Annotated in this window: 33 protein-coding genes; 16 read left to right on the forward strand and 17 right to left on the reverse strand. The window is 64.8% G+C overall.

The features are described from left to right. The first annotated feature begins 25 nt into the window (after positions 1-25). The 4 genes from cckA (at position 26) to JQ627_RS27165 (ending at position 5,664) form a co-directional block, all read left to right on the forward strand. Positions 26-2,608 carry a cell cycle histidine kinase CckA gene (cckA, locus tag JQ627_RS27150; RefSeq protein WP_212487211.1) on the forward strand — a complete coding sequence of 861 codons (2,583 nt, stop codon included), beginning with the start codon at positions 26-28 and terminating at the stop codon, positions 2,606-2,608. 304 nt (positions 2,609-2,912) lie between these two features. After that, complete coding sequence (locus JQ627_RS27155; protein WP_212487212.1) at positions 2,913-3,929, forward strand: Tim44 domain-containing protein; 1,017 nt, start codon at positions 2,913-2,915, stop codon at positions 3,927-3,929. 146 nt (positions 3,930-4,075) lie between these two features. Beyond that, positions 4,076-4,756: a lectin gene (locus JQ627_RS27160; RefSeq protein ID WP_212487215.1), complete on the forward strand. Its 681-nt coding sequence runs from the start codon at positions 4,076-4,078 to the stop codon at positions 4,754-4,756. A 200-nt stretch (positions 4,757-4,956) separates the two neighbouring features. After that, complete coding sequence (locus tag JQ627_RS27165) at positions 4,957-5,664, forward strand: glutathione S-transferase (protein ID WP_212487216.1); 708 nt, start codon at positions 4,957-4,959, stop codon at positions 5,662-5,664. Positions 5,665-5,807: 143 nt separating this feature from the next. Here JQ627_RS27165 and JQ627_RS27170 read toward each other — a convergent pair whose 3' ends face one another. The 3 genes from JQ627_RS27170 to JQ627_RS27180 form a co-directional block, all read right to left on the reverse strand. Then, positions 5,808-6,482: an isoprenylcysteine carboxylmethyltransferase family protein gene (locus tag JQ627_RS27170; RefSeq protein ID WP_212487218.1), complete on the reverse strand. Its 675-nt coding sequence runs from the start codon at positions 6,480-6,482 to the stop codon at positions 5,808-5,810. A 117-nt stretch (positions 6,483-6,599) separates the two neighbouring features. Next, complete coding sequence (locus JQ627_RS27175; protein ID WP_167358184.1) at positions 6,600-6,773, reverse strand: hypothetical protein; 174 nt, start codon at positions 6,771-6,773, stop codon at positions 6,600-6,602. A 260-nt stretch (positions 6,774-7,033) separates the two neighbouring features. Next, positions 7,034-7,507: a hypothetical protein gene (locus JQ627_RS27180; protein ID WP_212487220.1), complete on the reverse strand. Its 474-nt coding sequence runs from the start codon at positions 7,505-7,507 to the stop codon at positions 7,034-7,036. Positions 7,508-7,717: 210 nt separating this feature from the next. On the opposite strand from JQ627_RS27180, the gene JQ627_RS27185 reads away from it, so the two are divergent. Together JQ627_RS27185 and JQ627_RS27190 are read left to right on the forward strand one after the other, a co-directional pair. Beyond that, a complete protein-coding gene (locus tag JQ627_RS27185) occupies positions 7,718-9,373 on the forward strand; it encodes a fumarate hydratase (RefSeq protein WP_212487222.1) in 1,656 nt (551 codons plus the stop codon). Between the two features lie 281 nt (positions 9,374-9,654). Beyond that, positions 9,655-10,341, forward strand: coding sequence for a hypothetical protein (locus JQ627_RS27190; RefSeq protein WP_249143413.1), 687 nt, complete (start codon positions 9,655-9,657; stop codon positions 10,339-10,341). A gap of 15 nt (positions 10,342-10,356) precedes the next feature. Here the strand turns inward: JQ627_RS27190 and JQ627_RS27195 are convergent, their stop codons facing one another. From JQ627_RS27195 to JQ627_RS27220, 6 genes are all read right to left on the reverse strand, one after another. Then, a complete protein-coding gene (locus JQ627_RS27195; RefSeq protein WP_212487225.1) occupies positions 10,357-11,277 on the reverse strand; it encodes an SH3 domain-containing protein in 921 nt (306 codons plus the stop codon). 14 nt (positions 11,278-11,291) lie between these two features. Continuing rightward, entirely contained in the window at positions 11,292-11,588 is a 297-nt protein-coding gene (locus JQ627_RS27200; RefSeq protein WP_212487228.1) for a hypothetical protein, read from the reverse strand. Between the two features lie 107 nt (positions 11,589-11,695). Continuing rightward, positions 11,696-12,247 carry an inner membrane-spanning protein YciB gene (locus tag JQ627_RS27205; RefSeq protein ID WP_212487230.1) on the reverse strand — a complete coding sequence of 184 codons (552 nt, stop codon included), beginning with the start codon at positions 12,245-12,247 and terminating at the stop codon, positions 11,696-11,698. A 12-nt stretch (positions 12,248-12,259) separates the two neighbouring features. Further along, a complete protein-coding gene (locus JQ627_RS27210; RefSeq protein WP_212487232.1) occupies positions 12,260-12,835 on the reverse strand; it encodes a hypothetical protein in 576 nt (191 codons plus the stop codon). Positions 12,836-12,911: 76 nt separating this feature from the next. Then, the gene (locus JQ627_RS27215) at positions 12,912-13,175 is read right to left on the reverse strand and encodes a hypothetical protein (protein WP_212487235.1); all 264 of its coding nucleotides are present in this window, start codon (positions 13,173-13,175) and stop codon (positions 12,912-12,914) included. A 74-nt stretch (positions 13,176-13,249) separates the two neighbouring features. Beyond that, on the reverse strand, positions 13,250-14,647 hold the full coding sequence (locus tag JQ627_RS27220; protein ID WP_212487237.1) for a carotenoid oxygenase family protein: 1,398 nt from the start codon (positions 14,645-14,647) through the stop codon (positions 13,250-13,252). A 108-nt stretch (positions 14,648-14,755) separates the two neighbouring features. Between JQ627_RS27220 and JQ627_RS27225 the strand changes: the two genes are divergently transcribed. Both JQ627_RS27225 and JQ627_RS27230 read left to right on the forward strand, forming a co-directional pair. After that, complete coding sequence (locus tag JQ627_RS27225) at positions 14,756-15,478, forward strand: TetR/AcrR family transcriptional regulator (RefSeq protein ID WP_212487239.1); 723 nt, start codon at positions 14,756-14,758, stop codon at positions 15,476-15,478. A 90-nt stretch (positions 15,479-15,568) separates the two neighbouring features. Continuing rightward, positions 15,569-16,174 (forward strand): DUF6321 domain-containing protein, encoded by a 606-nt coding sequence (locus tag JQ627_RS27230; RefSeq protein ID WP_212487241.1) that lies wholly within the window; start codon positions 15,569-15,571, stop codon positions 16,172-16,174. 22 nt (positions 16,175-16,196) lie between these two features. On the opposite strand, the gene JQ627_RS27235 is transcribed toward JQ627_RS27230, so the two are convergent. Beyond that, positions 16,197-16,802 carry a hypothetical protein gene (locus tag JQ627_RS27235; RefSeq protein WP_212487243.1) on the reverse strand — a complete coding sequence of 202 codons (606 nt, stop codon included), beginning with the start codon at positions 16,800-16,802 and terminating at the stop codon, positions 16,197-16,199. 160 nt (positions 16,803-16,962) lie between these two features. Between JQ627_RS27235 and JQ627_RS27240 the strand changes: the two genes are divergently transcribed. Continuing rightward, a complete protein-coding gene (locus JQ627_RS27240) occupies positions 16,963-17,517 on the forward strand; it encodes an SET domain-containing protein (protein ID WP_212487245.1) in 555 nt (184 codons plus the stop codon). 150 nt (positions 17,518-17,667) lie between these two features. Here JQ627_RS27240 and JQ627_RS27245 read toward each other — a convergent pair whose 3' ends face one another. Beyond that, positions 17,668-18,066, reverse strand: a complete 399-nt coding sequence (locus tag JQ627_RS27245) for a hypothetical protein (protein ID WP_212487247.1) — start codon at positions 18,064-18,066, stop codon at positions 17,668-17,670. Further along, on the reverse strand, positions 18,059-18,334 hold the full coding sequence (locus JQ627_RS27250) for a hypothetical protein (RefSeq protein WP_212487250.1): 276 nt from the start codon (positions 18,332-18,334) through the stop codon (positions 18,059-18,061). Before JQ627_RS27250 ends, JQ627_RS27245 begins: the two co-directional genes overlap by 8 nt. A 101-nt stretch (positions 18,335-18,435) precedes the next feature. Between JQ627_RS27250 and JQ627_RS27255 the strand changes: the two genes are divergently transcribed. Beyond that, positions 18,436-19,257, forward strand: coding sequence for a helix-turn-helix domain-containing protein (locus JQ627_RS27255; protein WP_212487252.1), 822 nt, complete (start codon positions 18,436-18,438; stop codon positions 19,255-19,257). Between the two features lie 76 nt (positions 19,258-19,333). Continuing rightward, on the forward strand, positions 19,334-19,999 hold the full coding sequence (locus tag JQ627_RS27260) for a DsbA family oxidoreductase (RefSeq protein WP_038933896.1): 666 nt from the start codon (positions 19,334-19,336) through the stop codon (positions 19,997-19,999). A gap of 7 nt (positions 20,000-20,006) precedes the next feature. Here the strand turns inward: JQ627_RS27260 and JQ627_RS27265 are convergent, their stop codons facing one another. After that, complete coding sequence (locus tag JQ627_RS27265) at positions 20,007-21,176, reverse strand: GNAT family N-acetyltransferase (RefSeq protein WP_212487254.1); 1,170 nt, start codon at positions 21,174-21,176, stop codon at positions 20,007-20,009. A gap of 160 nt (positions 21,177-21,336) precedes the next feature. Between JQ627_RS27265 and JQ627_RS27270 the strand changes: the two genes are divergently transcribed. Continuing rightward, positions 21,337-21,765, forward strand: coding sequence for a YeeE/YedE family protein (locus JQ627_RS27270; protein WP_212487256.1), 429 nt, complete (start codon positions 21,337-21,339; stop codon positions 21,763-21,765). A gap of 5 nt (positions 21,766-21,770) precedes the next feature. After that, complete coding sequence (locus JQ627_RS27275; RefSeq protein WP_212487258.1) at positions 21,771-22,238, forward strand: DUF6691 family protein; 468 nt, start codon at positions 21,771-21,773, stop codon at positions 22,236-22,238. Between the two features lie 58 nt (positions 22,239-22,296). On the opposite strand, the gene JQ627_RS27280 is transcribed toward JQ627_RS27275, so the two are convergent. Together JQ627_RS27280 and JQ627_RS27285 are read right to left on the reverse strand one after the other, a co-directional pair. Further along, entirely contained in the window at positions 22,297-22,629 is a 333-nt protein-coding gene (locus JQ627_RS27280; protein WP_212487260.1) for a hypothetical protein, read from the reverse strand. Positions 22,630-22,738: 109 nt separating this feature from the next. After that, positions 22,739-23,143, reverse strand: a complete 405-nt coding sequence (locus JQ627_RS27285) for a hypothetical protein (protein WP_212487262.1) — start codon at positions 23,141-23,143, stop codon at positions 22,739-22,741. 175 nt (positions 23,144-23,318) lie between these two features. Here JQ627_RS27285 and JQ627_RS27290 point away from each other — a divergent pair, with 175 nt between their 5' ends. Further along, positions 23,319-23,549 (forward strand): hypothetical protein, encoded by a 231-nt coding sequence (locus tag JQ627_RS27290; RefSeq protein ID WP_212487264.1) that lies wholly within the window; start codon positions 23,319-23,321, stop codon positions 23,547-23,549. A gap of 12 nt (positions 23,550-23,561) precedes the next feature. Further along, positions 23,562-25,598 (forward strand): pyrroloquinoline quinone-dependent dehydrogenase, encoded by a 2,037-nt coding sequence (locus JQ627_RS27295; protein WP_409363821.1) that lies wholly within the window; start codon positions 23,562-23,564, stop codon positions 25,596-25,598. Between the two features lie 46 nt (positions 25,599-25,644). Here JQ627_RS27295 and JQ627_RS27300 read toward each other — a convergent pair whose 3' ends face one another. Beyond that, positions 25,645-25,887 carry a PilZ domain-containing protein gene (locus JQ627_RS27300; RefSeq protein WP_212487266.1) on the reverse strand — a complete coding sequence of 81 codons (243 nt, stop codon included), beginning with the start codon at positions 25,885-25,887 and terminating at the stop codon, positions 25,645-25,647. A gap of 182 nt (positions 25,888-26,069) precedes the next feature. Here JQ627_RS27300 and JQ627_RS27305 point away from each other — a divergent pair, with 182 nt between their 5' ends. Next, positions 26,070-26,363: an HdeA family protein gene (locus JQ627_RS27305; RefSeq protein ID WP_063203415.1), complete on the forward strand. Its 294-nt coding sequence runs from the start codon at positions 26,070-26,072 to the stop codon at positions 26,361-26,363. A 115-nt stretch (positions 26,364-26,478) separates the two neighbouring features. Here JQ627_RS27305 and JQ627_RS27310 read toward each other — a convergent pair whose 3' ends face one another. Further along, positions 26,479-26,943, reverse strand: a complete 465-nt coding sequence (locus JQ627_RS27310) for a PaaI family thioesterase (protein ID WP_212487268.1) — start codon at positions 26,941-26,943, stop codon at positions 26,479-26,481. Between the last annotated feature and the right edge of the window lie 46 nt (positions 26,944-26,989).

A 26,989-nucleotide genomic window follows, 5' to 3' on the forward strand; every position in this document is an offset into this window, starting at 1 on the left:
TTCCAACAGGCTGCGTCAGCTTGAGATGACTGCTGAGACCGACCACGACCTCACACGCGAGCCCGTTGCGGCGCACGAGCCGTCGCCACGCTCGGGCAGCATTGCGCTGGTGCTGCTGGTGGCCGCCGGCCTGGTCGCCGCCGCCGTCGGCCTGATGACGCTCGGGCGCGCGCAGGCGCAGCCCTATATCCTCGGCATCCTCGCCGTGCTGGCGATGGTCGGCCTGTTCAACCTGTTCGCCTTCGCCGCCGGCATCATCCGCTTCGTCGACCGCAGTCTCGACGATCCCGTGATGGGGCGCATTGCCGACCACGCCTTCGACGGCCTGGCCGTGACCGATCCCCGCGGCCACGTGGTCTATTCCAACGCCGCCTATCTGACGCTCACCGGCGCCTCCGGCCCGCAGGAGGTGCGGCCCGTGGAGCGCGTCTTCATCGGCAACCCCGACGTCTCCGAAGCCGTGTTCCGCCTGCTCAAGGCCGCGCGTGAAGGAAAACGGCAGCAGGAAGAGGTGCGCATCTCCGGCCACGACGGCAGCCAGGGCCGCTGGCTGCGCATGCGGGTGCGCCCGCTCGGCACCGGGAAGCGCGAGGCGAAATACGCGGTGTGGTCGATCGCCGACATCACCCGCGACCGCGAGCGTCAGGAGGACGTGTTCCAGGAGCTCCAGCACGCGATCGAATATCTCGATCACGCGCCTTGCGGGTTCTTCTCGGTCAATCCGGCGGGCGAGCTCGCCTATGTCAATGCGACGCTGGCGAACTGGCTCGACTACGATCTCGCCGAGATCGGCTCGGGCGGGCTGAAGCTCACCGACATCGTCTCCGGCGATGGCGCCTCGCTGCTCACAGCGATCGTGGCGGTGCCGGGCGAGGTGAAGACGGAAGTCTTCGACATCGATCTGCGCATGCGCACCGGCAAGACCATGCCGGTGCGGCTCTACCACAAGCTCGCCTTCGGCGCCGACGGCGCGCCGGGGCCGTCGCGCACGCTCGTCATCAGCCGCGCCCGCGACGAGCGCAGCGATCCCGACCGCGCCGCCGAAGTGCGCTTCATGCGCTTCTTCGACCATACGCCGATGGCGATCGCCACCGTCGACCGTGGCGGCAATGTCGTGCGCGCCAACGCGCGCTACGCCAAGCTGGGGCAGGCCCTCGGGCTCGACAGCGCCAGCAAGTCGATCTTCCGCGCGGTCAATGCGCGCGACCGGCACCTCTTGATCGCGGCGATCAACCAGGCCGCGGAGGGCCAGGCCGACGTCGCGCCGGTCGAGGTGGCGCTCGAAGGAACCAAGGAGCGCTGGGGCCAGTTCTTCGTCACGCCGGTCGATGCCGCCGAGAACGACGCCGAAGCCGCCATCGTGCACATGCTCGAGACCACCGAGCGGCGCGCGCTGGAGAACCAGATCAACCAGTCGCAGAAGATGGAGACGGTGGGCCAGCTCGCCGGCGGCATCGCCCACGACTTCAACAACGTGCTCTCCGCCATCATGATGGCGAACGACTTCCTGCTGAACGCGCACAAGCCGACCGATCCGTCGTTCCAGGACATCATGCAGATCAAGCAGAACGCGACCCGCGCCGCGACGCTGGTGCGGCAGTTGCTGGCGTTCTCGCGGCGACAGACGCTGCGGCCGCAGGTGCTCGACCTCGGCGATGCGCTCTCCGATCTCGCGATGCTGCTGCGCCGGCTGATCGGCGAGAAGGTCAAGCACGAGACCATCCACGGCCGCGATCTCTGGCCGGTGAAGGTCGACGTCTCCCAGTTCGAGCAGGTGATCGTCAACCTCGCGGTGAACGCGCGCGACGCCATGCCTGACGGCGGCAAGCTGATCATCCGCACCGCCAACGTCACGGCGGAAGAAGCGGCCAAGCTCGCCTACAAGGGCATGCCGGCCGCGGACTATGTGCGGATCGAGGTCGCCGACACCGGCACCGGCATCCCCGCCGATATCCGCGACAAGATCTTCGAGCCGTTCTTCTCGACCAAGGAAGTGGGCAAGGGCACCGGCCTCGGGCTTTCCACCGTCTACGGCATCGTCAAGCAGACCGGTGGCTTCATTTACGTGGACTCGGAGCCGGGGCAGGGGACTTCGTTCCATATCTTCCTGCCGCGCCATCACGCCGAGCCGGAGGTGCAGGAGCAGCCCGCCGCAGCGGTCAGCGCTACCAATGGCGCCGCGAAGGAGACCGCACCTGCGGCGGCGGAGGCCAAACCGCGCACCGATCTCACCGGACAGGGCACCATCCTTCTCGTCGAGGACGAAGAGGGCCTGCGCGCGCTGAATGCACGCGGTCTGCGCTCGCGCGGCTACACCGTGGTCGAAGCCGAGAATGGCGTCGAGGCCATGGAGGTTTTGGAGGAGCAGAGCGGCGCGATCGATCTCGTCGTCTCCGACGTCGTGATGCCCGAGATGGACGGTCCGACGCTGCTGAAGGCGATGCGCGAGAGGAACCCTGATATCAAGTTCATCTTCGTCTCCGGCTACGCCGAGGACGCCTTCGAAAAGAGCCTGCCCGAAGGCCAGCAGTTCGACTTCCTGCCAAAGCCGTTCACGCTCAGCCAGCTCGTGGCGGCCGTAAAGGAGACGATGGCAAAGGCGGGGTGAGGCATGGACGACGCGCCCTTCCGACATTCTCCGTCATTGCGAGGAGCTCTTGCGACGAAGCAATCCGGACTGTCTCCGCGGAGGTACTCTGGTTTGCTTCGATACGCTCGCAACGACGAGGACAGAGCGGCGTTCCCATCGTAGACCCGCCGGTAACCCGCGACCGCGGTTCCCCCTGCGCATTCGGCCAAACCCCCGCCAAATATGGGCTTTTGCCACATCCCCGCGACTGAGGGCCGCAGCCATAGGTTCCGAAACCGTCTTCACTTTTCGGGAAGTCTGCCCATGTTAGGGGCACGTCCCCATGCCGGGGATTTGGGAAACGCACATGACTTTCTCGCAACGCTCCCGCGCTCTCTTCAAGGCCATCGCCGTCGTGCTGGCGCTTGCGCTGCCGACTGCGCTGGCGATCTCGTCCGCTGACGCGCGCGTCGGTGGCGGCATGTCGTCGGGTTCGCGCGGCTCGCGCACCTATTCGGCCCCGCCGTCGACCACGACCGCGCCGGGCTCGACCTCGCAGTTCAACCGCACCTACACCCAGCCGGGTGCCGGCATGAATTCGGCCGCGGCTGCGCCCGCGCGCGGCGGCCTGTTCGGCCGCGCTGGCGGCTTCATGGGCGGCCTCGCGGCTGGCTTCCTCGGCGCAGGCCTGCTCGGCATGCTGTTCGGCGGCGGCCTGTTCGGTGGCCTCGGCGGCCTGTCGTCGATCATTGGCCTGATCATCCAGATCGCGCTCGTGGTGTTGGTGGTCCGGCTCGCGATGTCGTGGTGGCAGCGCCGCCACACCCCGCAGACGGCCTACGCCAATGCTGACGCCGGCGCCGCTCCAGGACCGCAGACGAATTATCGCAGCGGTCTCGGTGGCGGTGGCCTTGGTGGCGGCCTTGGCGGCTTCGGTTTCGGCGCCAACAACGCGCCGCTCGAGATCAAGCCGGACGATTATGAGGCGTTCGAACGCCTGCTCGGCGAGGTCCAGACCGCGTGGTCGAACGAGGACGTGGCCAAGCTGCACACGCTCGCGACGCCGGAAATGGTCTCCTATTTCGAGCAGGACCTCGGCCAGAACCGCGCGCGCAACGTCGTCAACAAGGTCACCAACGTCAAGCTGTTGCAGGGCGACCTCGCGGAAGCCTGGCGCGAGGGCGAGACCGAATACGCCACGGTGGCGCTGCGCTTCGCGCTCACCGACAAGACGCTCGACCGCAACAGCGGCGCAATTGTCGCCGGCAGTGAGCAGCCGGGCGAGGCGACCGAAGTCTGGACCTTCGCCCGCCGTCCGAACGGTAGCTGGGAATTGTCAGCGATCCAGCAGACCAACTGATCGCAAGCGACATGAGAAACCAGGGCGTCGTGCTTCTTGCACGGCGCCTTTTTCTTTTGGGCCTCTCGCATCGCGGCATCGGAATAAGCGGGCGCGCGTCGGGTTGAAATCAGGCGGCCAACAACAAACACAATTGGGAGGACAAGATGATCCGTATCGAGAGATCCGTGACGATTTCGGGCCTCGCGCTCGCAGTAGCCTTGCTTGCGGCGCCATCGGCACAGGCGCAGTCGGCCGACATGACGTTCTTCGTGACCTCGAACGGCCCGGGCAAGGGTGCCGATCTCGGCGGCCTGGAGGGGGCCGATGCACAATGCCAGAAGCTGGCACAGGCCAGCGGAGCCGCTGCAAAAACCTGGCGCGCCTATCTCTCGACGCAGGCCGCTGACGGCAAGCCGGCCGTCAATGCCAAGGACCGCATTGGCAAGGGACCGTGGCAGAATACCAAGGGTGCGGTGATTGCCAAGGACGTTGCCGACCTGCACGGCGCGGCCAACAATCTCACCAAGCAGACCGCGCTCAGCGAGAAGGGCGAAGTCATCAACGGCAGCGGCGACACGCCGAACCGGCACGATATCCTCACGGGATCGCAAGCGGACGGCACCGCTTTTGCCGCGGGTGACGACAAGACCTGCAAGAACTGGACGTCGAGCACGCAAGGCGCGGCGGTTGTCGGCCATGTCGATCGTAAGGGCCTGCGCGACGACGAGCCGTCAAAGTCCTGGAACAGCTCTCACCCCTCGCGCGGTCCCGACGGCGGCTGCTCGCAGGCCGATCTGAAGAGCACCGGCGGCGACGGCCTACTGTATTGTTTCGCGGCGAATTGAGGAGCTGAGCTCTCTCCTCCGTCATTGCGAGGAGCCCTTGCGACGAAGCAATCGAGAATGTCTCCGCAGAAGCATTTCTGGATTGCTTCGCTGCGCTCGCAATGACGGTGCTTGCGGCACCGCCGTTCCGCGCCGGCCTGACGGAACCTTTGGTTGCATGCTACATTGGTCCTATCGCCCCACGCTCATGGACCCCGCCCATGCAATACGAGCTCTATTACTGGCCTGAGATCCAGGGACGCGGCGAATATGTGCGGCTGGCGCTGGAGGAGGCGGGGGCCGCTTATGTCGACGTCGCGCGCGGCCCGCGCGGCACCGCTGCGATGATGAAGATGATGGACGCGCATAAGGGCACGCCGCCCTTTGCACCGCCGTTCCTGAAAGCCGGCAAGCTCATCGTCGGCCAGACCGCCAACATCCTGCTTTATCTCGGCGCCCGCCACGCCCTCGCGCCGACGACGGAAGCCGGAAAACTCTGGGTGCACCAGCTTCAGCTCACCATCACCGACCTCGTGATCGAGATCCACGACACCCATCATCCGCTCGGGCCATCGATGTACTATGAAGACCAGAAGCCATCGGCGAAGAAGCGCACCGCCGATTTCTGGAGCGAGCGCGTGCCGAAATATCTCGGCTATTTCGAAGAGCTTCTCGCGGGCCATGGCGGTGCCTATGTCACCGGTCGTCGCCTGACTTACGTCGATCTCTCGCTGTTCCAGATCGTCGATGGGCTGCGCTACTCCTTCCCCAAGCGCATGAAGGCGTTCGAGGGAGATATCCCGGGCCTCGTCGGCCTGCATGACCGCATCGCCGCGCGGCCGAACATCAAGGCCTATCTGGCGAGCGAGCGCCGCATCCCCTTCAACGAGCAGGGCATCTTCCGCCGCTACAAGGAACTCGATGGCTAGAGCGTTTTCGAGCGAAGTGAATAACGGTTCGCGTGAGGAAAACGGCTGCGGGGCTCCCTCTAGCGAGGTTCGGTTGCGGCGACGTCAGCCGATCGGAGGAGAGAGAACGCTTTTCCGTGCAGTGCCGAGGGAGTGATGCGCCCTCACCACACGCCGGGCAGCAGGCGATAGCGCACGCGCGTCACATAGTCGGAATAGCCCGGCAGGCCATCGCGCAGCGTGCGCTCCTCGATGCCGATGCGGACAGCAAACAAGATGAGGATGAGCGGCACCATCGCAAGGCCCCACCACGAGCCCAGCAGCAGCGGCACGCCGGCAAAGAACAGGATCATGCCGCTGTACATGGGATGGCGCACATACGCGTAAGGCCCGGTCGAGACCACGCGCTGTGCGCGTTCGGCCTGGAGCTTCACCACGGGCGCGGCGAACGAGTTCTCGCGGAACACCCAGAGGATGAACAGCGTCGAGAGCAGGAACAGCACGAGGCCGAGCATCTGGAACGCAACCGGCATGTCGGATGATAGAGTGCGCCGGTCCAGTCCCATCGCGACCAGCCAGGCCAGCATCGCAAAAACGAACACGGCCATAAACGCCTTGTCGGCGGCAGGCTGGTCCCTTTGCAGGACCGGCCGCAGACGTTCGGCGAGCAGCGCGGGGTCGACCCGATAGAGCCACCAGCCGCAAAGCGGGCCGAGCAGGGCGCAGGTGGCGAGGAACAGCCAGGCCGAAGGCCAATACAAGGTTCCGGCGGACGCGAACAGCAGCGCGCCCATCCCGACGGTGGTGATCGTGTTCTGCAACAGCAGTTTTGCGATCATGCGCAGGTCCCGGGGTCAGCCGCGCACGGTATTGGTCCCGCTATCCGGCGAAGATGCGGCCGGACACGCGAAAAGCCCGATCGACCGGATCGGGCGTTTCATCTTTGACCGGCCTGATCAGGCGAGCTGATCGATCCGCGTGCCCTGACCCGGCGGTAGCGGCGCGGGCGGCGGCGGCTTGTAGGTCGGGTCGTTGTCCTTGGTCTTGGTCTGGTCGTCCTGCTGCTTGGTCGTGTCGTAGCTCGGCACCACGATCGCGATCGGCGGCGGCGCAACGGTAGAAACGCTCATCCACAAATCCTCACACATGGAAACAATTGACCTTGCGCTGCGAGGAGCGAAGCTTCCGTCAAGCCAATCGTTAAAATGCGAGGGAGTTGGTGCGGGGAGGAGGCTACTTTAGCGCCTCGTCGCGCCGCGTGAGGGAGACGATGAATTTCTCCTCGTCATTGCGAGCGTAGCGAAGCAATCCAGTCCGTCTCCGCGGAGGGATTCTGGATTGCGTCGCTGCGCTCGCAATGACGGAGGGTTGTGGAACGAGAGTGTCCTGCCTATTCGTCCTTGCCGCGCGTGATCGCGATGGACGCGTCCGTCTTGGTGCGCGTGCATTCCATGTTGAGCCGGCGGTAGCGCATGACGACCTTGTCACCGCGCAACAGTCCCATCCGCTTCAGGCAGCGTGTCGCGCCCGTCGTGGTGTCATCCTTCGTGACGGTGAAGACGATCGCCGCCATCGATCCCACTAGCGCAAGGAATTCCGGCGTGGGCTTGCGATCGCCCTTGGCATAGAGCTCGATGGAATATTTGTCGCCGCGGCAACCCACGGACAGCTCCTTGGCTGCCGGGTGCGAGAGGTAGACGATGTTGGCGGCCCGGAAATTCACCTTGAGGCGCTCGATCTGGTTCGACAGCTCTTTGGCGCTGTCGTCGCAGCGGTCGGCGCGCGCGGGCGAAGCGAGAGCCACAAGGCCGGTGATGGCGGCGGCGACCAGGATCGCGCCGCGGACGTTCAGTTTGAAAATCATGATGAAAAGCCCCTTATCGGTCGCATTCAAGCGTCGGCGGACGCGAAGCGCAAGGGTAGGCCGGGCATTTCCACGTGCTGTCCCGATGCCCTCCCGAGCCCGCGCCGACCTCTCCCATGCGCGCCGCTCCCTTTCTTTTCCGCCCAAAATGCGCTTAGAACGCTTCTATGCTATGGCCCGCGCGAGGGCCCAAAACCCCGAGATTTGCCCATGAACGCTCCCACCGCCTTCCCCGACCCGTCAAAGCCCGTTCCGCCCTACAAGCACACCCCGCTGTTCCCGCTGGGCAAGGACGAGACGCCCTACAAGAAGATCACGGCCGAGGGCGTGCGGGTCGAGAAGGTGCTGGGGAAGGACATGCTGGTGGTGTCGCGCGAGGCGCTGCGGGCGCTGTCGGAGGCGGCTTTCGGCGACATCAACCATTACCTGCGGCCCGGCCATCTGAAGCAGCTCCGTGCGATCCTGGAGGACGGCGAGGCGAGCCCGAACGACAAGTTCGTCGCGCTGGACTTTTTGAAGAACGCCAACATCGCCGCCGGCGGCGTTTTGCCGATGTGCCAGGACACTGGCACCGCGATCATTATGGGCAAGAAGGGTTGCAACGTCATCACGGACGGTGACGACGAGGCGGCCTTGTCGGAAGGCGCGCGGGACGCTTACCTGCGCCGCAATCTGCGCTACTCGCAGGTCGCGCCCTTGTCGATGTACGAGGAGAAGAACACCGCCAACAACATGCCGGCGCAGTGCGAGATCTACGCCGAGGGCGATGACGCCTACAAGTTCATGTTCATGGCGAAGGGCGGCGGCTCCGCCAACAAGAGCTTCCTGTTCCAGGCGACGCCCTCGGTGCTGACCAAGGACCGGTTGCTCGCGTTCCTGAAGGAAAAGATCCTCACGCTCGGCACCGCGGCGTGCCCGCCCTATCACCTCGCGATCGTGATCGGCGGCACCTCGGCCGAGCTCTGCATGAAGACGGTGAAGCTTGCGTCGGCCCGCTATCTCGACGCGCTGCCGACGCACGGCTCGCCCGATGGCAATGCCTTCCGCGACGTCGAGATGGAGCAGGAAATCCACAAGATGACGCAGTCGCTCGGCGTCGGCGCGCAGTTCGGCGGAAAGTATTTCTGCCACGACGTGCGCGTGATCCGCATGCCGCGCCATGGCGCTTCGCTCCCGATCGGGCTTGGTGTGTCCTGCTCCGCCGACCGCCAGGTGCTCGGCAAGATCACCAGGGATGGTGTCTATCTCGAAGAGCTCGAGCACAATCCGGCGCAGTACCTGCCGCAGGTCGAGCAGTCGCTCGGCGGCGAGGTCGTCAAGATCGATCTCAATCAGCCCATGAAGGACATTCTGGCGACGTTCTCCAAGTACCCGACCAAGACGCGGGTCTCGATGACCGGCACCATGATCGTCGCGCGCGACTCCGCGCATGCCAAGCTGCGCGAGCGGCTCGACAAGGGCGAGCCGCTGCCGGACTATTTCAAGAACCATCCAGTCTACTACGCCGGTCCCGCCAAGACGCCGGAGGGCTACGCCTCCGGCGCGTTCGGCCCGACCACTGCGGGTCGCATGGACTCCTTCGTCGACCAGTTCCAGGCCGCCGGCGGTTCGATGGTGATGGTGGCCAAGGGCAACCGGGCGCCTGCCGTGCGCGAGGCTTGCAAGAAATATGGCGGCTTCTATCTCGGCTCGATCGGCGGTGCGGCTGCGAACCTCGCCGAGCACTGCATCAAGAAGGTCGAGGTGCTCGAATATCCCGAGCTCGGCATGGAAGCGATCTGGCGCATCGAGGTCGTCGATTTCCCGGCGTTCATCATCATCGATGACAAGGGGAATGACTTCTTCAAGGAGCTGAACCTCGGCTAGCCTTTCGTCTGGTCCGGGATGCGGCAACCGCATGCTGGCCGGCGCCATCCCGGCGCCGGCTGGGACGTTGTGACGCGCGATCGATGTAGCGGATTGCTGCTTAGGGTTGCACAGATTCACCGAACGTTAACTACTGCCGGTGCTCCATTTGCATGTCTTGCAGGTGAGGGCAACCGATGCGTGTAACCGCGGCCGCCATCCAATCCGAACTCACGGCGCTCCAGATTCTGTCCCGGCCGTGGAACGGTTTGCGATCAGACTCGAAGTCCGGGGCCGCGACATTGGCTCCCATCAGCGATGGCTTTGAGGGATCAAACCGGGCGAGTGGCGCCTTCAGCGCCCTGCTGACTTACTCGGCGTCGGGCGCCCTGTCGGACGGCACGAATGCGATTGCTGCCATCAAGGCGATGGCGAAGTCGAGCGCCTTTCGAAATGCGGCCCAGGGAAGTGCGGACGATGAGGTCCGCGCGCTCGTTCGCGACGGCAAGCTCGCCGAGCTTCCTGCTCTCGACGAGGCGCAATATGCCGGTCTCAGCAAGAGCGAGCAGAGTATCTACGGCGTGGTTCGCACCCTGCAGGGCCTCTACGACGCAATGCCCAAGACGATCGAGCAGGCGCTTTCGGATCGCGTCAAGTCCGTGCTCGACACCTATCCGGAATCGATCGCGCGCATGCAGGACCAGCTTTCGTCGGTCAGTCCGGCGGAGGCAGAACTCATCAAGCAAAACATTGTCGGGTACCAGCAGGAGCTCGAGGCGGCGCTGCAGGGGCGTATGCAGATCCATGCGACGGATTCCAGCATGGTAACGGCAACGGAAGAGTTCAGCGCCAGCGGTGGCGAGTTCGGCTGGAGTGGCAGAGGTGTGACGGTGCATGCCGACATCCCGGCATTGCAGAGGGCTTACGGCACCAAGAACGTTCTGCCCGGCGACAGTCCGTATTTCGGGACCTATGTGATCACCTGGTGAGACGGCCGCACCGTCTCAGCTGCAATTCGTGACCTGGTTGGAGCACAGCGCGCGCCACCAGCCGCGGACGCCGTCCTGGCTCTCGACGAGGCCCCAGAGGCCGCTGCAGGCGAGCAGGCGCTTCGGGCCGCCGTCGGTGTCGATCGGGCCGCCAAGCTCGCGCTGGGCCGGCATCCATTTGGCGTCGACGAAGGGGGCCTGGAACAGGCCGCCCATGCGCGTGGCGCCATTGGCGTAAGAGGCGCCGACTTTGTTCGCGGCGACCCAGCCGCGGCCGGCATAAGGTTTTGGCGCGTTGCGCGGATATCTTTTCTCGTCCTCGTAGTCCTTGCCCGGCGGCTTGGCGCCTTCGATCAGAAACCAACCATCCCTAGAGCCGATGATGCGGAATTCGGTGAGCCAGCCGTTGTCGGGCGTATTCTCGCTGCCGCCAAGCTTCAGCCGATAGGGCGGCGGCATCGTGCCGAGCACGCGCGCTTTCACCGACGGTTCGGCACGCACATTGAGGCCATCAGGATCCTTGTCGATGGACCAGGCGCCGAGATCGCAGGGCTCGGTGCCGTCGGGCAGCGTTGTGCGCCTGGCGGCGAGATCGGCGTGGAGCTTTGCGAAGTCAGTTTCGTCGTTATCAGGATCCGGCCCGCTGCGCGCCTTCAACGTGGCTGAAACCGCGCGCGTCGCATCCGGTGTGAGCGTGACCACGAGAGACTGACGGGCAGCGAACACGCTTGCCGGTGTCTTCGGATCGTTCGAGGCGGCCGAATAGACGGCGAGGTAGCCGGTCGAGCCTTCGGTCCGATAGGCTGTGCCGGCGACATAGCCCGCCGGCACCATGGCGAGCGCGCTTGCGCGCCACGCCGGTTCGGTGTCATCCGCGCGCGCCGCTTGCGTCGCGACACACAGGATCGTTGCCGCGATGAGACGGAGCACGCGCACGGTTCGCAACGTGCCTATGTGCGCGCGCCCGTGAACGGAAAGCTGCCCATCGGGCCGATGCCCATCTCGCCGCTCATGCTGTCGCCGGACACCGTTCCGATGAACTCGAGCGTCAAAGGCATCGGATTGGTGATCGAGACTTTCCAGTTGACGGCGTCGCCGCTGATGGTGCCATCGAAGATCTCGGCCGAATTGCCGTCGGCGCCCTGCGTTCCGGTCAGCGTGCCGCCGGAGCTCAGCAAGGTCAGCGTGGCCTTGCGCTCGCCCATGGGCGTCGTCATGGTCAGAGTCCAGTTGCCGTCCACGGCCATTCGTGTCTCCCAACTTTTTCCCGGCGCCTGCGACAATCCGCAAGGCTGGCCGGGAACGCCTATAGCCCAACTCGGGGGGCGTGCCTAACGCTCTCTTTGACGCGGTCTCAAGCGCGGGCGGCGCGGATACGGCTGCCGACGAGCAAGCGGAAGGCAACGTATTGGATGGCGAACGCGGCGATTTTCGCACCGATCAGGACCACCGAGATATAGAAGGCCCACAGCTTCATGTCGCCGGTCATGGCAACCGCAACGGTCCCTGCGGCGAGCACGAACATCAGCGCGGCCCAGGCGTAGCCTGCGACGGTGACGTATTCCGGAATGGTCTCGGTCACGATCGCAGGCAGATAGCGCAGCATCCAGCCGCGCTTGAGCATGATGATGCCGATCGCGACATGTCCGATCGCCGGCTTTGCCAGCACGAAGCGCGGATCGTGGGTCAGCAGCGTCGCGCCACCGAGCACGATGACGAGGCCAAGGCTCGCCCAGGTCATGTAGCCCAGCGTCTGGCCCTTGATCCGCGACCGGACCACCTGGCCGACGGCGCCGAGGATGGCGACCACGGTTGCGAGGATGACGTTGTCTGTCGCGAGATAGATCGCCAGGAAGACGATGGTGGAGAGGAAGTCGGAGACGAGCCGGCGGAATACGTCCTTCATCGTCAATCCTGTTCAGCGAGTGTTGGGCATTGCGCCGGCCGGCGCACCGTACTTGATCTGGCGATACTCGGGATACCATTTTGTGAAGTAGATGGCGCTGTTGCGGGCGGCGAAGGCGACCGCAAGGCTCGACCAGAGCGGCAGGCCGGGGAAGTAGAGCAGGGCGATGTTGGCGGCCATCATCAACAGCGCGGCCGCAGTCCAGGCGCCGGTGATGATGTAGTTGGCGGTGAGGAAGCCGGGCATCGCCGCCGTCTCGGCCGGGACCGATTCAACCGCATATTGCAGCGTGAACGGACGGCGAACCAGCATCGAGCCGAGCGCGATGACGAAGATGCCGATATCGACCGACAGCTTGATGCCCAACGTGCCGAGCTTCGGGTCGATCAGCGCGAGGTAGAGGCCGATTGCGGCGAATACGATTGCCGAGCCCATCGCCAGGATCTTCACGGAGCGGCCGCGCGCGACATCGACCGTGATGGTGGCAAGGCAGATCGCAGACGCGGCGAACACGCTGATCGTGGCCGACGTCACCAGCATCAGGAAAGTGTAGGCGCCGTAGGGCGCGAGGATCAGGAAAAGCGCCATGAGCCGCCTCGGCCTGGCTAATCTTTACGATGTAAAGATAGATAAATCAGGGGTGATGCCGGGTCAAGCGAAATCTTTACAGTGTCAAAATAACGTAGGTAACTTCCAAAAAATGAAGTGCTGCAATGGCTTGATCGGATGCCTCGTCGGCGAATTCCGCCCAGGGCAGGCGTGACAGGATCGGCAGCGCGACGGCCAGCAGGAGGCCGATCGAGAGCAAGATGCCGCCGTTGAAGATGACATGGCCGCTCCGTCGCAGCCGGATCATCCGGAGTGCGAGCGCGGCGCAGGCCAGGGCGAGGACAGCAAGGCAATCCGCGGTGATCGAGGGCATGTGCATGCGAGGCCCCTTTGGCGACATCAGCGATGTCATTCCGGGGCTCGCGACGTCGTCGCGCCCCGGAATGACAAGAGTTACTGTGCGCCCACCCAATTGCCGTGAAAGCCGTCGGGCACGCGGTGGCCGAGCTGCACCAGCGCCACGGGGCCGGCTTCGACATCGGTGGCGTTGAACACGGCGAGGTCGCTGCGGTTCTCCCGCGCGCGCCAGACCACGGCCAGCAGCCAGCCGTCGCCTTCCGCGGCATCCGTCGCGCGCTCGACGAACACCGGCTCGGAGATGGTGTCGCCGGCCGGCAGCAGGTAATGGCCGAGCCGTTTGCCGTTGCCGTCGACATGGACGATGCCCGAAAGCGCGCCGAACATCGGCAGTTTTGGATTGGCGCAGGCATACCAGCCGTGACGGCTCTTCAGCCCGGCGCGGCGGTCGTCGATGCGGGGGAATTCGCCGGTGAGATCGTCGAGGTAGGTCTGCTGGAAGCGGTCGGTATTTCCTGAGAGATCGAACGTCCAGCGGCAATGGCGGGCGCGCGATTTTTCCGGATCCGTCGGCCGCCCGTCGGGATGCGAAAACAACGGCGCCTCCTCGAACTGCATGACGTCGGCGATGATGCGGTTGCCGTCCTCCCACGCATTCATGATGTGGAAGACGTAGCAGGCTTCACCGCGAAACCAGACGATGTCCTTGGCGGTGCCGTTGCGCTTCATCACGCCGACATAGGCGCCCTTGTCCGGCTCCCAGGCATAAGGCGGCCGTCCGCTCATCGCGCGCTCCATGCTGCCGGTGATCGGCAGGATCGGAAACAGCACATGGTTCTCGGTGACGATGAAGTCGTGCACCATGCTGGCATAGGGCGCTTCGAAACGTTCGAAGCGCGTCGCCTTGCCGGAGGCGTCGATCGAGCCGTAGGAGAGGGCAGGCGTCAGCGGGCCAGCCGCGTTGTAGCCGAAGAACACGAGTTCGCCGGTGACCGGATCGACCTTCGGGTGCGCCGTGAAACTGCCGGCGACGCGGCCCAGGTAGTTGTGATAGCCGCGCGTTGCCAGCGTGCCTGGCTCGATCTCGGTCGGCAGATGCGCTTCTTCCAGCGCCAAAAGCTTGCCGGCATGGAAGATGATGTTGGTGTTGGCGACGCCGCCGTCGGTGAGGTCTTGTGGCGCATCCGGCAGCTTGCGTCCGAAGCCGCCGAACAAGGCGCGGCCGGCATCGTGCTCGGCCAGCCATTTCGGCGTGCGGACCCAGCGGTTGCGATAGCTGGCGCGGCCGTTCTCGAGGTGAAATGCGTGCAGCATGCCGTCGCCGACGAACCAGTGTGCGCCGGGCGACTCGAATTGTGGATTGGGACCGTTGCGGTAGAGCACGCCATTCAGATCGCGCGGCAATTCGCCGACGATCTTGAGGAAGGGCGCGTCGGCCTCGAATGGAATCGGACCGAGGTTATGGCGGCGCTCGGTGACAGCGTCGTGCTGCACGGCGTATCCCTCCCTATCTTTACATCGTAAAGATCAAATAGAACCGATCGTCCCGTCCGTCAAGGGAAATCTTTACACTGTCAATATGGCGTCATATAGCTTGTCTCCATGGCCAAGAGCGAAACAGCGCGCAGCCCGCGCACTCCGAGAAAGACATCGTCAGCGTCGAGCGCGCCGCCGCGTCCCGCGCGACGGCCGGCGGCGAAGGCCGAGACGCCCTATCATCACGGCGCCCTGCGCGAGGCGCTGCTCCAGGCCGCCGAACAGGTGCTGGAGCGTGACGGGCTCTCCGGCCTGACATTGCGCGCAGTGGCGCGCGAGGCCGGCGTCTCGCATGCCGCGCCGACCCATCATTTCGGCGATCTCACCGGCCTGCTCAGCGAGCTCGCGGCCGTCGGTTTCCGCCAGTTCAACGCTGCGATGGCCTCGTCCTGCGATGCTGCCACCACGCCGATGGAGCGCGCACTGGCGCGGCCGAAAGCCTATGTCGCTTATGCGCAGGCCCATCCCGGCATGTACGGCATCATGTTCCGGACCGAACGGCTGGACTATTCCAGGTCCTCGCTGCACGAGGCGGCCGAGGCTTCCTTCGCCGGGCTCGCCAATGCCATCGGCATGATGCGGCAGGAGCAGATCAGCGGCGACGCGCTGACGCTGAACCAGGGTGCCGCGATCGCGCGCGCCTGGTCGATGGTGCACGGCTTCACCATGCTGCTGCTCGATGGACGGCTCGAGGATATTTTGGGGCGCCTGCCCGAGGGAACGACGACCGAACGCCTGCTCGAGGCGATGCTGACGGCGCCCATCACGGGGAAATTGCCCTGTCCCTGATCACCAGGGGCGAAAGCAATTCTTGCCAAGTAATTCTTGCCAAGTAATCCTTGCCAAGCAACCCTTGCCATCGTCCGGCGTTGACGCCGCATGGCAAGAACACCCCGCGCGCCCTGGAAACGCGCCAACCCGCGCAAGCGCGCGGGCAAGGCATCCAAGCATCTCACGCCTGCGCAGAAATCGGCGGCGAAGGCACGCGCCCGCCGGGCCGGGCGCCGCTATCCCAACCTCGTGGACAACATGCGCATGGCAGCGAAGAAGACTTCGAAGGCGAGCAAGTCAGCAAAAAAGAAATCGGTAAAGAAGACCCGCAAGCGTGCGGCAAAGAAGACCGCAAAATCCTCGCGCAAGCGCAGGGCGTCGGCGCGCGAAAAGGATCCGCGCGGCGGCCTGACCGCAGCGGGCCGCAAGGCTTTTGCGCGCAAGCAGGGTGCTCACTTACGTCCCGGCGTCATCAAGAACGAATCCGAGATGACGGCGCAGGAGATGCGTCGCAAGGGAAGCTGGGCCGTGCGCTTCTATGGCCGTGCGAAATTGCCGCCGCTGGTCGATGCCAATGGACGACCGACCCGGCATGCGTTGTCGGCGCATGCCTGGGGCGAGCCGGAGCCGAAGACGGTGGCAGCGGCACGGCGCATTGCGGCGAAAGGCGAGCGGCTTCTGGCGCGCTACCGGCGCGCCAGGGCGAGGGCTTAGCGCCAAGACTTAGCGCCAAGACCTAGCGCATCGTCGCGAGTTCGACCGCGCGGCCTCGCGTGCCGACGATCTTCACGTCGTCCTTGCCGCAAGTGAAGCCGCGGGCGAAATCGTCCGCCGCCTTGCGGGCGAGCTCATTGGCGGCGGGGTTGGCGATGGCATCGACATAGGCGACGTGGCAGACCGGCCCCGGCGGCAGCCGCGTCACGATCAGCATCGCCTTGGTGTTCGGCCGTCCCTGCTTGTCGGGATCGGCGCTATCGGCGATGTGCCAGCGCTGGATCATGGCAAACGGCTTCGTGCCCGCGCTACGCCATTCGACGGTGGCCTCCGATGAATTGAATGGCGCGAACCAGACTTTTGCCGCCGGTTCCTCCGCTGCGGCCCTGCGGTTGCGGCCGACCGAGACGATTTCGCGCAGATCGTCCTCGGCGATCAGCACGATCAGGCCGTTCTTTCCCGGGCAGACCCGCGTGGTGCTGCCGTCGAGCTCGCTGGGTCTGCCGATCTGGCGGCAATCTTTTGGCGCTGTGGACGAGTAGGTGCTGCCCATGGATTGGGCGGCGACCTGACCCGCGCTCGGGCAAGTCAGCAGCACGGTCAGGCAAATGAACGCGATACGCCTCATGACGATGCCTTGATACAGAGGGAACTCCCTCCATCAGACGTCTTCATTGTGGGCAAGGTTCAAACAGAGGCGGGATGTACCTGACAGCGGCGCGGAATCGTTCTAGAAGGGCGCCTTCCGCTGCGCTTACCGCGCTTCGTCCGCGACATCTCATTCGATCATGCCAGCCATCGCTTCCAGCAAATCCTATCGTGTCGGTCGTTCCAAGACCGGACTTGGCCTCTTCGCCACCATGCCGATCAAGAAGGGCACCCGGATCATCCGCTATTTCGGACCGATCCTGGACTCGCGGATCCCCGAGCAGGACGATATCGAGAACAAGTACCTGTTCGAGCTCAACGGCCGCTGGACGATAGACGGCTCGGTCCGCAAGAACCTCGCCCGCTACATCAACCATTCCTGCCGTCCCAACGCCGAGTCCGACGTCCGGCCGCGCGAGCGCAAGGTCTTCATCCGCGCCATCAAGAACATCGAGCCGGGCGACGAGATCAACTACGATTACGGCACCGACTACTTCAAAGCCTATCTGAAGCCGATCGGCTGCAAATGTCCTTCGTGCGAGACCAAGCGCAAGAAGCTGCGCGCCGAGGCCCGCGCCGAACGCACCAAGGTGAAGGCGCGCACCGAGCGCAAGGCCAAGAAGGCGGGCGCTACCAAAAAGAAGAAGCTCAACGGTCATGCCGTTGGTAAGAAGAACGGCCGCGCGCGGGCATAGCCCGCACTTGCGCACTTTGCTCCGCCGTCATGCCCCGGCTTGACCGGGGCATCCAGTGCGCCGCAGCTTATCCGTATTCCTTCGCCGTCCCTGGAATACTGGGTCGCCCGGCCAAGCCGGGCGACGACTGAGAATGCTAGTGCGGCGGCCTCACGCCGCCACCACACTCCCGCTCTTCCGCAATCCAACATATTGCAGCTCGGCAAACACGCCGGTCGCGATCGCCTGGGCGACGACCATGAGCTCGCCGCTGATGTTCGGCGACACCGCGCCCGAGAACAGCAGCGCGATGCTGCCGACCGTCCAGGCCGCGTTGCCGACCACGACCAGCAGCACGAGCGGCCTTGCCACTGAGGCGCGCGAGGCAAGCCAGCCGACCAGCGCAGTGTAGGCGATCAGGAACAGGCCGGTCTCGCGCAGCAGCGCTTCGGGCAGGTTGAACAGCGATGCGAACGCGCCTGCACCGAAGGTGAAGCCGAGGGCGGCAACGCCGCTGAAGATGGCGTCGGCGAGAAGTGCCCGGCGCAGGAAGGTGGATGCGTCAATCATCGTGGTCTCCATGGTTGGGTTGGGCTTGGGGGTGAATTCCGTGCCGTCCGCGCCACCGGGCGCGAAGCAGGCGGGCGATGCGGAACGGGCAGAGGCTCTTGCCGACGCCGTGCTCGAAGGCTGTGACCTGTGCGACGACATAGTCGCCGGTCGAATGCACCAGCGGCTCGGGCATGTTGAGGCTGCGTGCCAGCATGCGGGTCGCGAGCGTCACGGCCCAGGGAACAAGGTGGTCTGCGATGGTCCGGTACAGCAGCAGCGCGATCATAGTCATCTCCTGTTGCGACCGAAGATGCGCCAGGGCGGGGACCAATTCGATTACCTCGCGGGTAATGGAAGGGCTGAAATCTGCATGCTAGGTTTTCGACCATGAACGCACATGCATCCACGGCACAGGCCGACCGCAGCCAGCCCGTCCATATCGGCGACCATTTGCGCGAATGGCGGCAGCGCCGCCGCATGAGCCAGCTTGATCTGGCGGGCGAAGCCGAGATCTCGGCGCGGCATCTGAGCTTCGTCGAGACCGGCCGCGCCGCGCCCTCGCGCGACATGGTGCTCAGGCTCGCCGAACGTCTCGACGTGCCCTTGCGCGAGCGCAACGTGCTGCTGGTCGCGGCCGGCTACGCGCCGGCGTTTCCGCAGCGCCCGCTGGAGGATCCCGCCTTGAAATCAGCTCGCCAGGCGATCGACCTCGTTCTCAGGGCGCATGAGCCCAATCCGGCGCTGGCCTACGACCGGCACTGGAACCTGGTCTCCGCCAACCGCATTGTGGCGCCGCTGCTCGAAGGCATCCCGCAGCGGCTGCTCGGTCAGCCCTTCAACGTGCTGCGGCTCGCCTTTCATCCCGAAGCGCTGGCGCCGCGCACGGTCAATCTCGCGGAATGGTGCGGGCACCTGCTGGAGCGGCTGCACCGGCAATGCGAGGCAACGGCGGATCCCGAGCTGATCAAGCTCTACAACGACCTCAAGAGCTATCCCATCCCGGCGCGCTCGGCGCCGCTGTCGAGCGACAATGTCGCGATTCCCTTCAAGCTGCGCCATGGCGGAGAGATACTAAGTTTCTTCTCCACCACCATGGTGTTCGGCACACCGGTCGACATCACGCTGTCCGAGCTGGCGCTGGAGACGTTCTTCCCGGCCGACGAGCGCACCGCCGAGCGGCTGAAGCAGATGGCAGCAGCTATGACCTAGCGCCCTTGCCTCGGGGCGGGTTCGGCTTATCTTCGGCATATCTTGGGTCAAATCCGCATCGCCCGAAGGAGGCGCTATGAGCACGTTGAAACCGCTCCAGATCGATGTCGTCTCCGACGTGGTGTGCCCCTGGTGCTACATCGGCAAGCACCGGATCGAGAGCGCGCTTGCGCTCGTTCCCGACGTTCCGGTCAAGCTCAATTTCCGCCCCTTCTTCCTCAATCCGTGGGTGCCACGCGAGGGGATCAGCCGCGAGGACTATCTCACCACCAAGTTCGGCTCGGTCGAAGCCTACAAGGGCATTGCCGGCCGCGTGGTCGCGGCTGCAAGCGAGGAGGGCCTCGTCTACAAGCCCGAGCTGGTCGCGCGCCAGCCCAACACCACTGACTGTCACCGCCTGATCCTCTGGGCCGAGGCGATCGGCAAGGCGCCCGAGATGAAGCAGCGGCTGATGGAGCTGTATTTTCGCGACGGTGGCGATCTCACTGACGTGAACGTGCTGGTGCAGGCGGCCGCTGATGTCGGCCTCGATGCCGAAGACGTGCGCAAGCGCCTTGCCACCGACGAGGACGTCGCGCGCGTGTCGGCCGACGCGCAGGAGGCCGCCGAGAAGGGTATCTCCGGCGTACCGACCTACGTGTTCGCGCAGAAATATGCCGTCTCCGGCGCGCAGGATCCGAACCTGCTCGCCCGCGCCATCCGCGAGGTCTCGGCGGAGATCAACGCGCAGGCGGCAGAGTAGCTTTCGCTTATTTGCGGAGGAGGTGGACCACGCGTCGCGCGGCCTCGTGGGCGGCGTTGAGGCCGGCCAGCGCTGCGTGAATCAAGGCCACCGCGGGATCGTTACGCCGCAGCGGAATCAGCACGTCGCCGATGGCGAAACGTCCGCGCCAGATCGGGTTGATCATGGGGTGGTCGGCGCTTGCGGTTGAATCCGCACTCGCAATGGTCGGATCGGCGCAGAGATGCCGCGTGAGCTCGAGCGTGAGCTGCACGCCCGGCGAATATCTTGCAAAGCGTTCGTCGATGCCGAGCTTGAAGAAGAAGGCGCGGTCCTGGTGGCGTAGCACGATGCCGGCTGCCACCGGCGTCGTGCCGGCGCGCAGCGTGATGACCTCGCACTGCGCGGTCTCTGCCAGCGCGGGAACCGCGTGGCGAATGAAGGTCGCATCGCCCGCATGCTGGATCAGCGCGGTGCCGCGCTTGCCTTTCCAGCCGCTGGCTTCGAGTTGCAGGAATGTTTCGAGCGCGGGCCTGATCTCGTCGGGCTTGCGCGCGACCTCGAACGCGACGGGACCGTACGCTTCGAGGCGATGGCGCTGGCGGCGCAGCTCCTTGAGCTTTTTGGTGCCGAGCGCTTCATGCAACAGCGTTTCACCATCCTGCGTCGCGTCGAGGCTGGCGCGAATGTAGGAGGAGAGGACACGCGGCTTCAGGCCGTCGCGATTGAGAACTTCCTTAAGCGAATTGATCGCCGCGCCGTCGAGCGCAACGTCGTTCAGCACGAGCGCGTGCGCGCCGGCCTCGCGGGCCTGCTGCAACAGGCGCGTGGCGGCCTCGATCGGAGCATCGCGGTCGATCAGCGGGCTGCACAGCGTGCCATAGGGATGCGCGCCCACCAGCGCGGGCAAGGGGATCCTCCATGCGCGCCACAGCGAGATCACCGGCATCAGGCCGATCAGCCGCGTCGAAGATCCGTCGAATGCGGGAAGCGCCGAGGCATCGGTGCGGCCGCGCGCGGTTGCGCTGACGGCGAGCTCCCAGGCGGGCAGGTAATATCCGTTCGGCTCGACCGCGCGCTGCGCCAGCGCGCGCCATTGGCCAGGGTCGATCGTGGCGAGAGGGACGAGAGCGCGCGCCGTCGCGGCATGCTTTGTAGATGCCGGCTTGATCGCTACCTGGTGCGCGATGTCGACCACGTCCCGTCGTTCCCCGTTCAGGAGGCCATGCTAGCGCAAAGATTGGAAAATACCGTTGGGACGCCGCTTCAATTCGAATGGTAGTATTAACGTCTCATTGAGCATTCGGGCGGCAAGCCGCGGGATGCCATGATGGAAGCTCTCGACCGGGAGGATCACAATGATCGCCACACCTTTCACGCCGATGGCGTCGTTCCTGGGCGGAGCGTTGATCGGCCTGGCCGCCGTGCTCCTGATGTGGGCGACGGGACGGATCGCCGGTGTCAGCGGCATCGCGGCGCGACTGTTTCCGCCTTACGAGGACCGCGAGTTCGCCGGCCGGCTCGCTTTCGTCGCCGGCCTCGTCGCCGCGCCCATCCTGGCGCGCTTTGTCAGCGGAAGCCTGCCGGTGCAAACGATCGCGGCGGGAACGCCGGTGCTGATCGTCGCCGGATTGCTCACGGGCTTCGGTGCGGTATGGGGCAGCGGCTGCACGTCCGGCCATGGCGTCTGTGGCCTGTCGCGGCTGTCGCTGCGATCGCTTGTCGCGACCATCACCTTCATGGCGGCGGGCATCGCCACTGTCTTCATGGTGCGGCACTGGGGCTGACGACGATGGCAATCCTCATTCAATTCGCGATCGGCCTCGTCTTCGGGATCGGGCTCATCGTCTCCGGCATGTCGAATCCGGCAAAGGTGCTGAACTTTCTGGACGTCGGCGGCATTCCCGCCGGAACGTGGGATGCGAGCCTCGCCTTCGTGATGGCGGGTGCAGTCGCGGTAACCTTCATCGGCTTCAGCCGCGTCCTGAAACTCGCGCGACCGTTTTTCGCTGACCGCTTCTACGTTCCGGCGCGAAAGGACATCGATCTGCGAATTGTCGTCGGCCCTGCCATCTTCGGCATCGGATGGGGGCTCGCAGGCTTTTGTCCAGGCCCTGCGCTCACTGCGCTCGGATTCGGCTCGGCGTCCGCTTTCATCTTCGTCGCCGCAATGTGTGCCGGCATGGTGCTCGCCCGCTTCATCGGGCAGCTCCCGTCGTCAGCGCACTTCGTCACGCCGGCCGATCCGCTCGAAACCTGACATGGACAGGACCGGGCGAGTTATCTCGTCCGGTCCTGCCCTGTTACAGCTTCATTGACTACCAGCGGTCCCCGCCGACACCGACACCCACGCTGACGCCGGGCGCCCGAATGCCGACGCCGCCGCGCGGACCATCGTCCCAGTCGCGATAGGTGCGGCGCTCGTAATAGCGATCGCGCGGCATGGTCGCATAGGAGTCGCGCACGATCACGCGCGAGCCGCCACGGGTGCGATAGCAATTGCCGGCATCGTCGCAAACGAGCCGCACTTCCTGAATGAGATCAGGGTTCATGTATTCACTGGTCGTGTAGATGTCCGCGGCCTTAGCACCGCTCGCTGCGGCAAGGGCGCCAACACCTGCCATCAGCGCAATCGTGAATGTCCTCATCATGTCCTCCTCGAAACTGCCCTCGGCGGTAACAAGAAAGGGAGACGGGTATCGTTCCGGTCGAATTACAGGTTTTTCCCGGAACCAGAGCGCGTGTTGGCGTGATTTGTTCCTAGATCGGCTCGTAGGTCTCGGTCCCGCAAATGTCGTCGGCCTCCGCGCGGCGGCGGTCGACCACCTTTCCGCCCGATATCGTCACGATGTAAATCTGGGTGCCGAGTGGGGAGCCGGTGGCGGAGGTGAGCTGCGCGCGGACACAGGCCGTCCAGCCCGGTCCTCGCACCTCCCGATGGGGCGGAGCGACGTGCACCTCGCGCGGATAGGACGTGTTGAGGAAGACCACATTGATCTGCTCGCGTACCACGCGCTTGACGTCAGGGGGCGCTTCGGGGGGCGGCTGCTCGGCTTCCTTCAGGCGCATGAACTCAGGCACTGGCGCGCGGCTGTCGGCAAAGCCGCAAGATCCGAGCGCGAGCGCGCCGGCTATCAGCGCCGCATGAGCAATAATCCGCAACATTCGTGGAGGTCCCCTGCGGGCCAACAGATAGGCAGGAATGCGATCGGGCAAAGTCCCTGCCGATCAAGATTTGCTGAAACCCAGTTTCTTCTGAAGGCCTGGAACCCGCGGCGTTTGCTATTACGGGATTGCAGGCTAGTTTGTACCCGAGACGAGGGGATTGGGGATGGCACCAATGAGGATTTTGGTCGTCGCGGCCGCAGTGCTCGCATTGACGGCTGCGTCGGCCCAGGCGCAGGGCCGCGGCAGAGGCCAGCCGAACGAAGGCGGGCAGAAGTCGGACAACAAGCCCAAGGTCGACGAAAAGGCCTACAAGGCCGCGCTCGAGCGCATTCCGGAGTCCAAGGAGAAGTACGACCCGTGGAGCGGAGCCCGTCCGGCTGAACCTGCCAAGAAGCCGAAATAAGTGAGGTGGGCGTTGGCGACCCGTCTGTGCCAGTCGGCCGCTGCCATCGTGCTCCTCTTGTTTTCGTCGTGGCCAGGCATCGCCTGGGAGAGCTGGGGTGGCGACCCCGGCGGCTCACGCTTCTCGTCATTGCGAGAGGTCACGCCCGACAATGTCGGCAATCTGGTTCGGGCCTTCGAATTCCATACCGGCGATCTCGCGGCGCGGCCGCCCGAGGTGATGCGGCGAACCAAATTCCAGGCGACGCCTTTGTTCGTCGAGGACAGCCTGATCTTCTGCTCGCCCTTCAACGAAGTGATCGCGCTCGATCCCGGCACGGGCGCGCAGAAGTGGCGCTTCGATCCGAAGATCGCGATCAACCAGCGGCCCGCCAATCGCTATGTCTGCCGCGGCGTGACCTACTGGATCGACGATGAGGCGCCCGCGAATGCCGCCTGCCGATCGCGCATCTTCATGGGCACGAACGATGTCCGCCTGATCGCGCTCGATGCAAAGACGGGGATTCCCTGCGCCGGTTTCGGCACTGGCGGTGAGGTCAGGCCCGATATCGGCATGAAGCTGGACTGGCCCGGCGAATTCCAGATCACCTCGCCACCGGCGGTCGGTCGCGGTGTCGTCGTGGTCGGATCCGCGATCGGCGACAACCGCCGCGTCGACGCACCGAGCGGCGTTGTGCGCGCGTTCGATGCGCGCAGCGGTCAGCCGCGCTGGACGTTCGAGCCGCTCAAGCGCGACGGTATCGAAGCCGGTCACGCCAATGTCTGGGCGCCGATGTCGGTCGACGCGGCGCGCGGCCTTGTGTTCCTGCCGACATCCTCGCCGTCTCCGGACTTTTGGGGCGGCAAGCGGCCGGGCAATAACGAGCACGCCAATTCGGTGGTCGCGCTGCACATCGAGACCGGCGAGGTCGCGTGGGCATTCCAGACCGTGCATCACGACGTCTGGGATTACGATCTGCCGGCGCAGCCGACACTCACGCGCATCGACACCGGCGATGGTCAGCGCGACGTCGTGATCCAGCCGACCAAGCAGGGTTTTGTCTTCGTGCTCGACCGCGATACCGGCAAGCCGGTGTGGCCGGTGGAAGAGCGCGCGGTGCCCCAGGGCGGCGCGGAAGGTGAACGACTGTCGCCGACGCAGCCATTCCCGACGCATGTGCCGCCGCTGACGTCGCAGACGATCTCGACCGATGATGCGCTCTCGCTGTTGCCCGGCCTGCGCCGCTCGTCCTGCGAACGCCAGTTCGCAGACGCGCGCAACGACGGCCTGTTTACGCCGCCGTCAGTGCAGGGCACATTGGAGTTTCCCTTCACCGGCGGTGGTGTGAGTTGGGGCAGCGCGGCGTTCGATCCGGTCAATCAGATCCTTTACGCCAACACCAGCCGTGCCGTTCATCTCATCAAGCTGATCCCGCGCGCGGAGGCGGCCGGGTTCAATCCGCCACCCGGGCATGATTTCGGCCAGCAGCGCGGCGCGCCGTTCGCGATGTCGCGTGCAGTGGTGATGTCGCCGCTCGGCTTCCCCTGCAACAAGCCGCCCTGGGGCGAGATGGTCGCGGTCGATCTGAAGGCCGGAAAAATCCTCTGGCGTTCGACGGTCGGCACCACGGAAGACCTTGCGCCGCTCGGCGTGCCGCTGCCGTGGGGCGGGCCGCTCCTCAATGGGCTCGCGGTCACCGCGGGCGGTCTCGTCTTCACTGGCGCGATGGATGCCTATCTGCGGGCCTTCGATGCGCGAAGCGGCAGGGAGTTGTGGCAAGGCCGGCTGCCGGTGCCCGGCGTCGCCAACCCCATGACCTATCTCTGGAAGGGCGAGCAGTATGTCGCGATCGGCGCCGGCGGCCACTCCGAAGTCGGCACCTCGATCGGCGACAGCGTCGTTGCGTTTCGCCTGGCGCGGCCGGGTGAAGGGCCGTCGCTGTGGTCGCGCACCATCGATCGTCCGGGCGGACGATTTTGGGCGTCGGCGTCAGCAATTGTGCTCGCGATCATCGCGCTGATCATCGCGGGCCTGCGCTGGCGTCGTCGACGTCGTATAAAGCAAGCATGACGCTGCGTTGTGTATGAAATGCGAACGGTTGTTCACATCGCGTACGCTATCGTACGAAAGCGAGGCCGATGCGCCTGTCATTGCGCCAGACGGTGCGGCAATTCCGTACGAAATTGTCGCGCGCGATCGAGAGCGTGAATGATTGCGGCAATGTGACGGGGGAATCGAGGTCGATCGCCGCGCCGCCTTCCGACATGTTTCGCACCGTGCACGCGATGCCGCCGCTTTCAAAGGCGATCGTCCCACCCTTGAAAACACGGTGACGCTGCGCTGCACGTTTCTCGATCATCTGCATTAATCCATAACGACGTTTGTGAAGTAGTGCATAGAAATTACGTTGAACTAAACTCAATACTGGCGCTACTTGTGCAACGCTTCAGACTTCGTTTACGACGTTGAAGCGGAGACTCTCTCCGCCGACTTTCCTCACAAGCCTTTCCTTTATGGCGTTACGCGCCGATGGAGATTCCAATGAAGACCACGCTTTCGCTTCTGTTCGCCGCTGCGCTCTCGCTGTCGTCGATGCCCGCCCACGCCGTCAAGTGGGACCTCTCGACCATGAGCTGCAAGCAGTTCCTCGAGAGCGGCGAGGACAATATCCAGGTCGTGCTGACCTGGATGGATGGCTGGTACAAGGGCGACGAGGACAACGCGATCATCGATACCGACGTGTTCATCGAGAACGCCAAGAAGTTCGGTGCCTATTGTGGAAAGAATCCGACCGCCAGCATCGTCACCGCGGCCGACGAAGTGCTCGGCAAGTAATTTGAAGCGTGCGGACCGAAGCGCGACCGCAATCGCGCTTTGGTCCCTTGCTTCGACACGATCGTGATGGAGAGCCGCGGTGCGCCTTGCGCCCACGCGGCTCTCGCTTTTTGGATCAACCCGGCAACATCGCGAACGCGCTCGACACCATTGCCACCGGCTTGTTGTCGGTGGCCGAGAGCAGCGTAACGCGGCCGAAGCTCATGGTACGTCCGAGCCGCACCACGCGGGCGTCGGCGAGCACGTCAGACGAAGAGACCGCGCGCATGAAATGCGTGGTCTGGTCGACCGTCGTCATCGGCCGATAGCCGCGGTTGGCGGCGAGGTTCGCGATCACCATCGCGGTGTCGGCGAGCGCCATCAGCGCCTGGCCGCACACCACGCCGCCGTTGCGGCACAACCGCTCGGAGAATGGCATGCGCAAGAGCGCTGCCGGCTGCCAGTCCGGCACGTCCGGCGGCGGCAGGTGCTCGATGCGTTCGACCAAGAGGTTGAGATCCCGGACCCAGGGCGCAAAGACCTCGCCGAGTATTCGTCTGGCCTCGGCGATGCCGAACTCGGCTTCTGGCTGCGATGGCATTGCTGTCGATCCCTCCTGTGTTGCCGGATGTTTCTGCCATTCTGCG

Origin of the sequence: Bradyrhizobium liaoningense, from assembly GCF_018130785.1 — a bacterium.
GTDB classification, from domain to species: domain Bacteria; phylum Pseudomonadota; class Alphaproteobacteria; order Rhizobiales; family Xanthobacteraceae; genus Bradyrhizobium; species Bradyrhizobium liaoningense_A.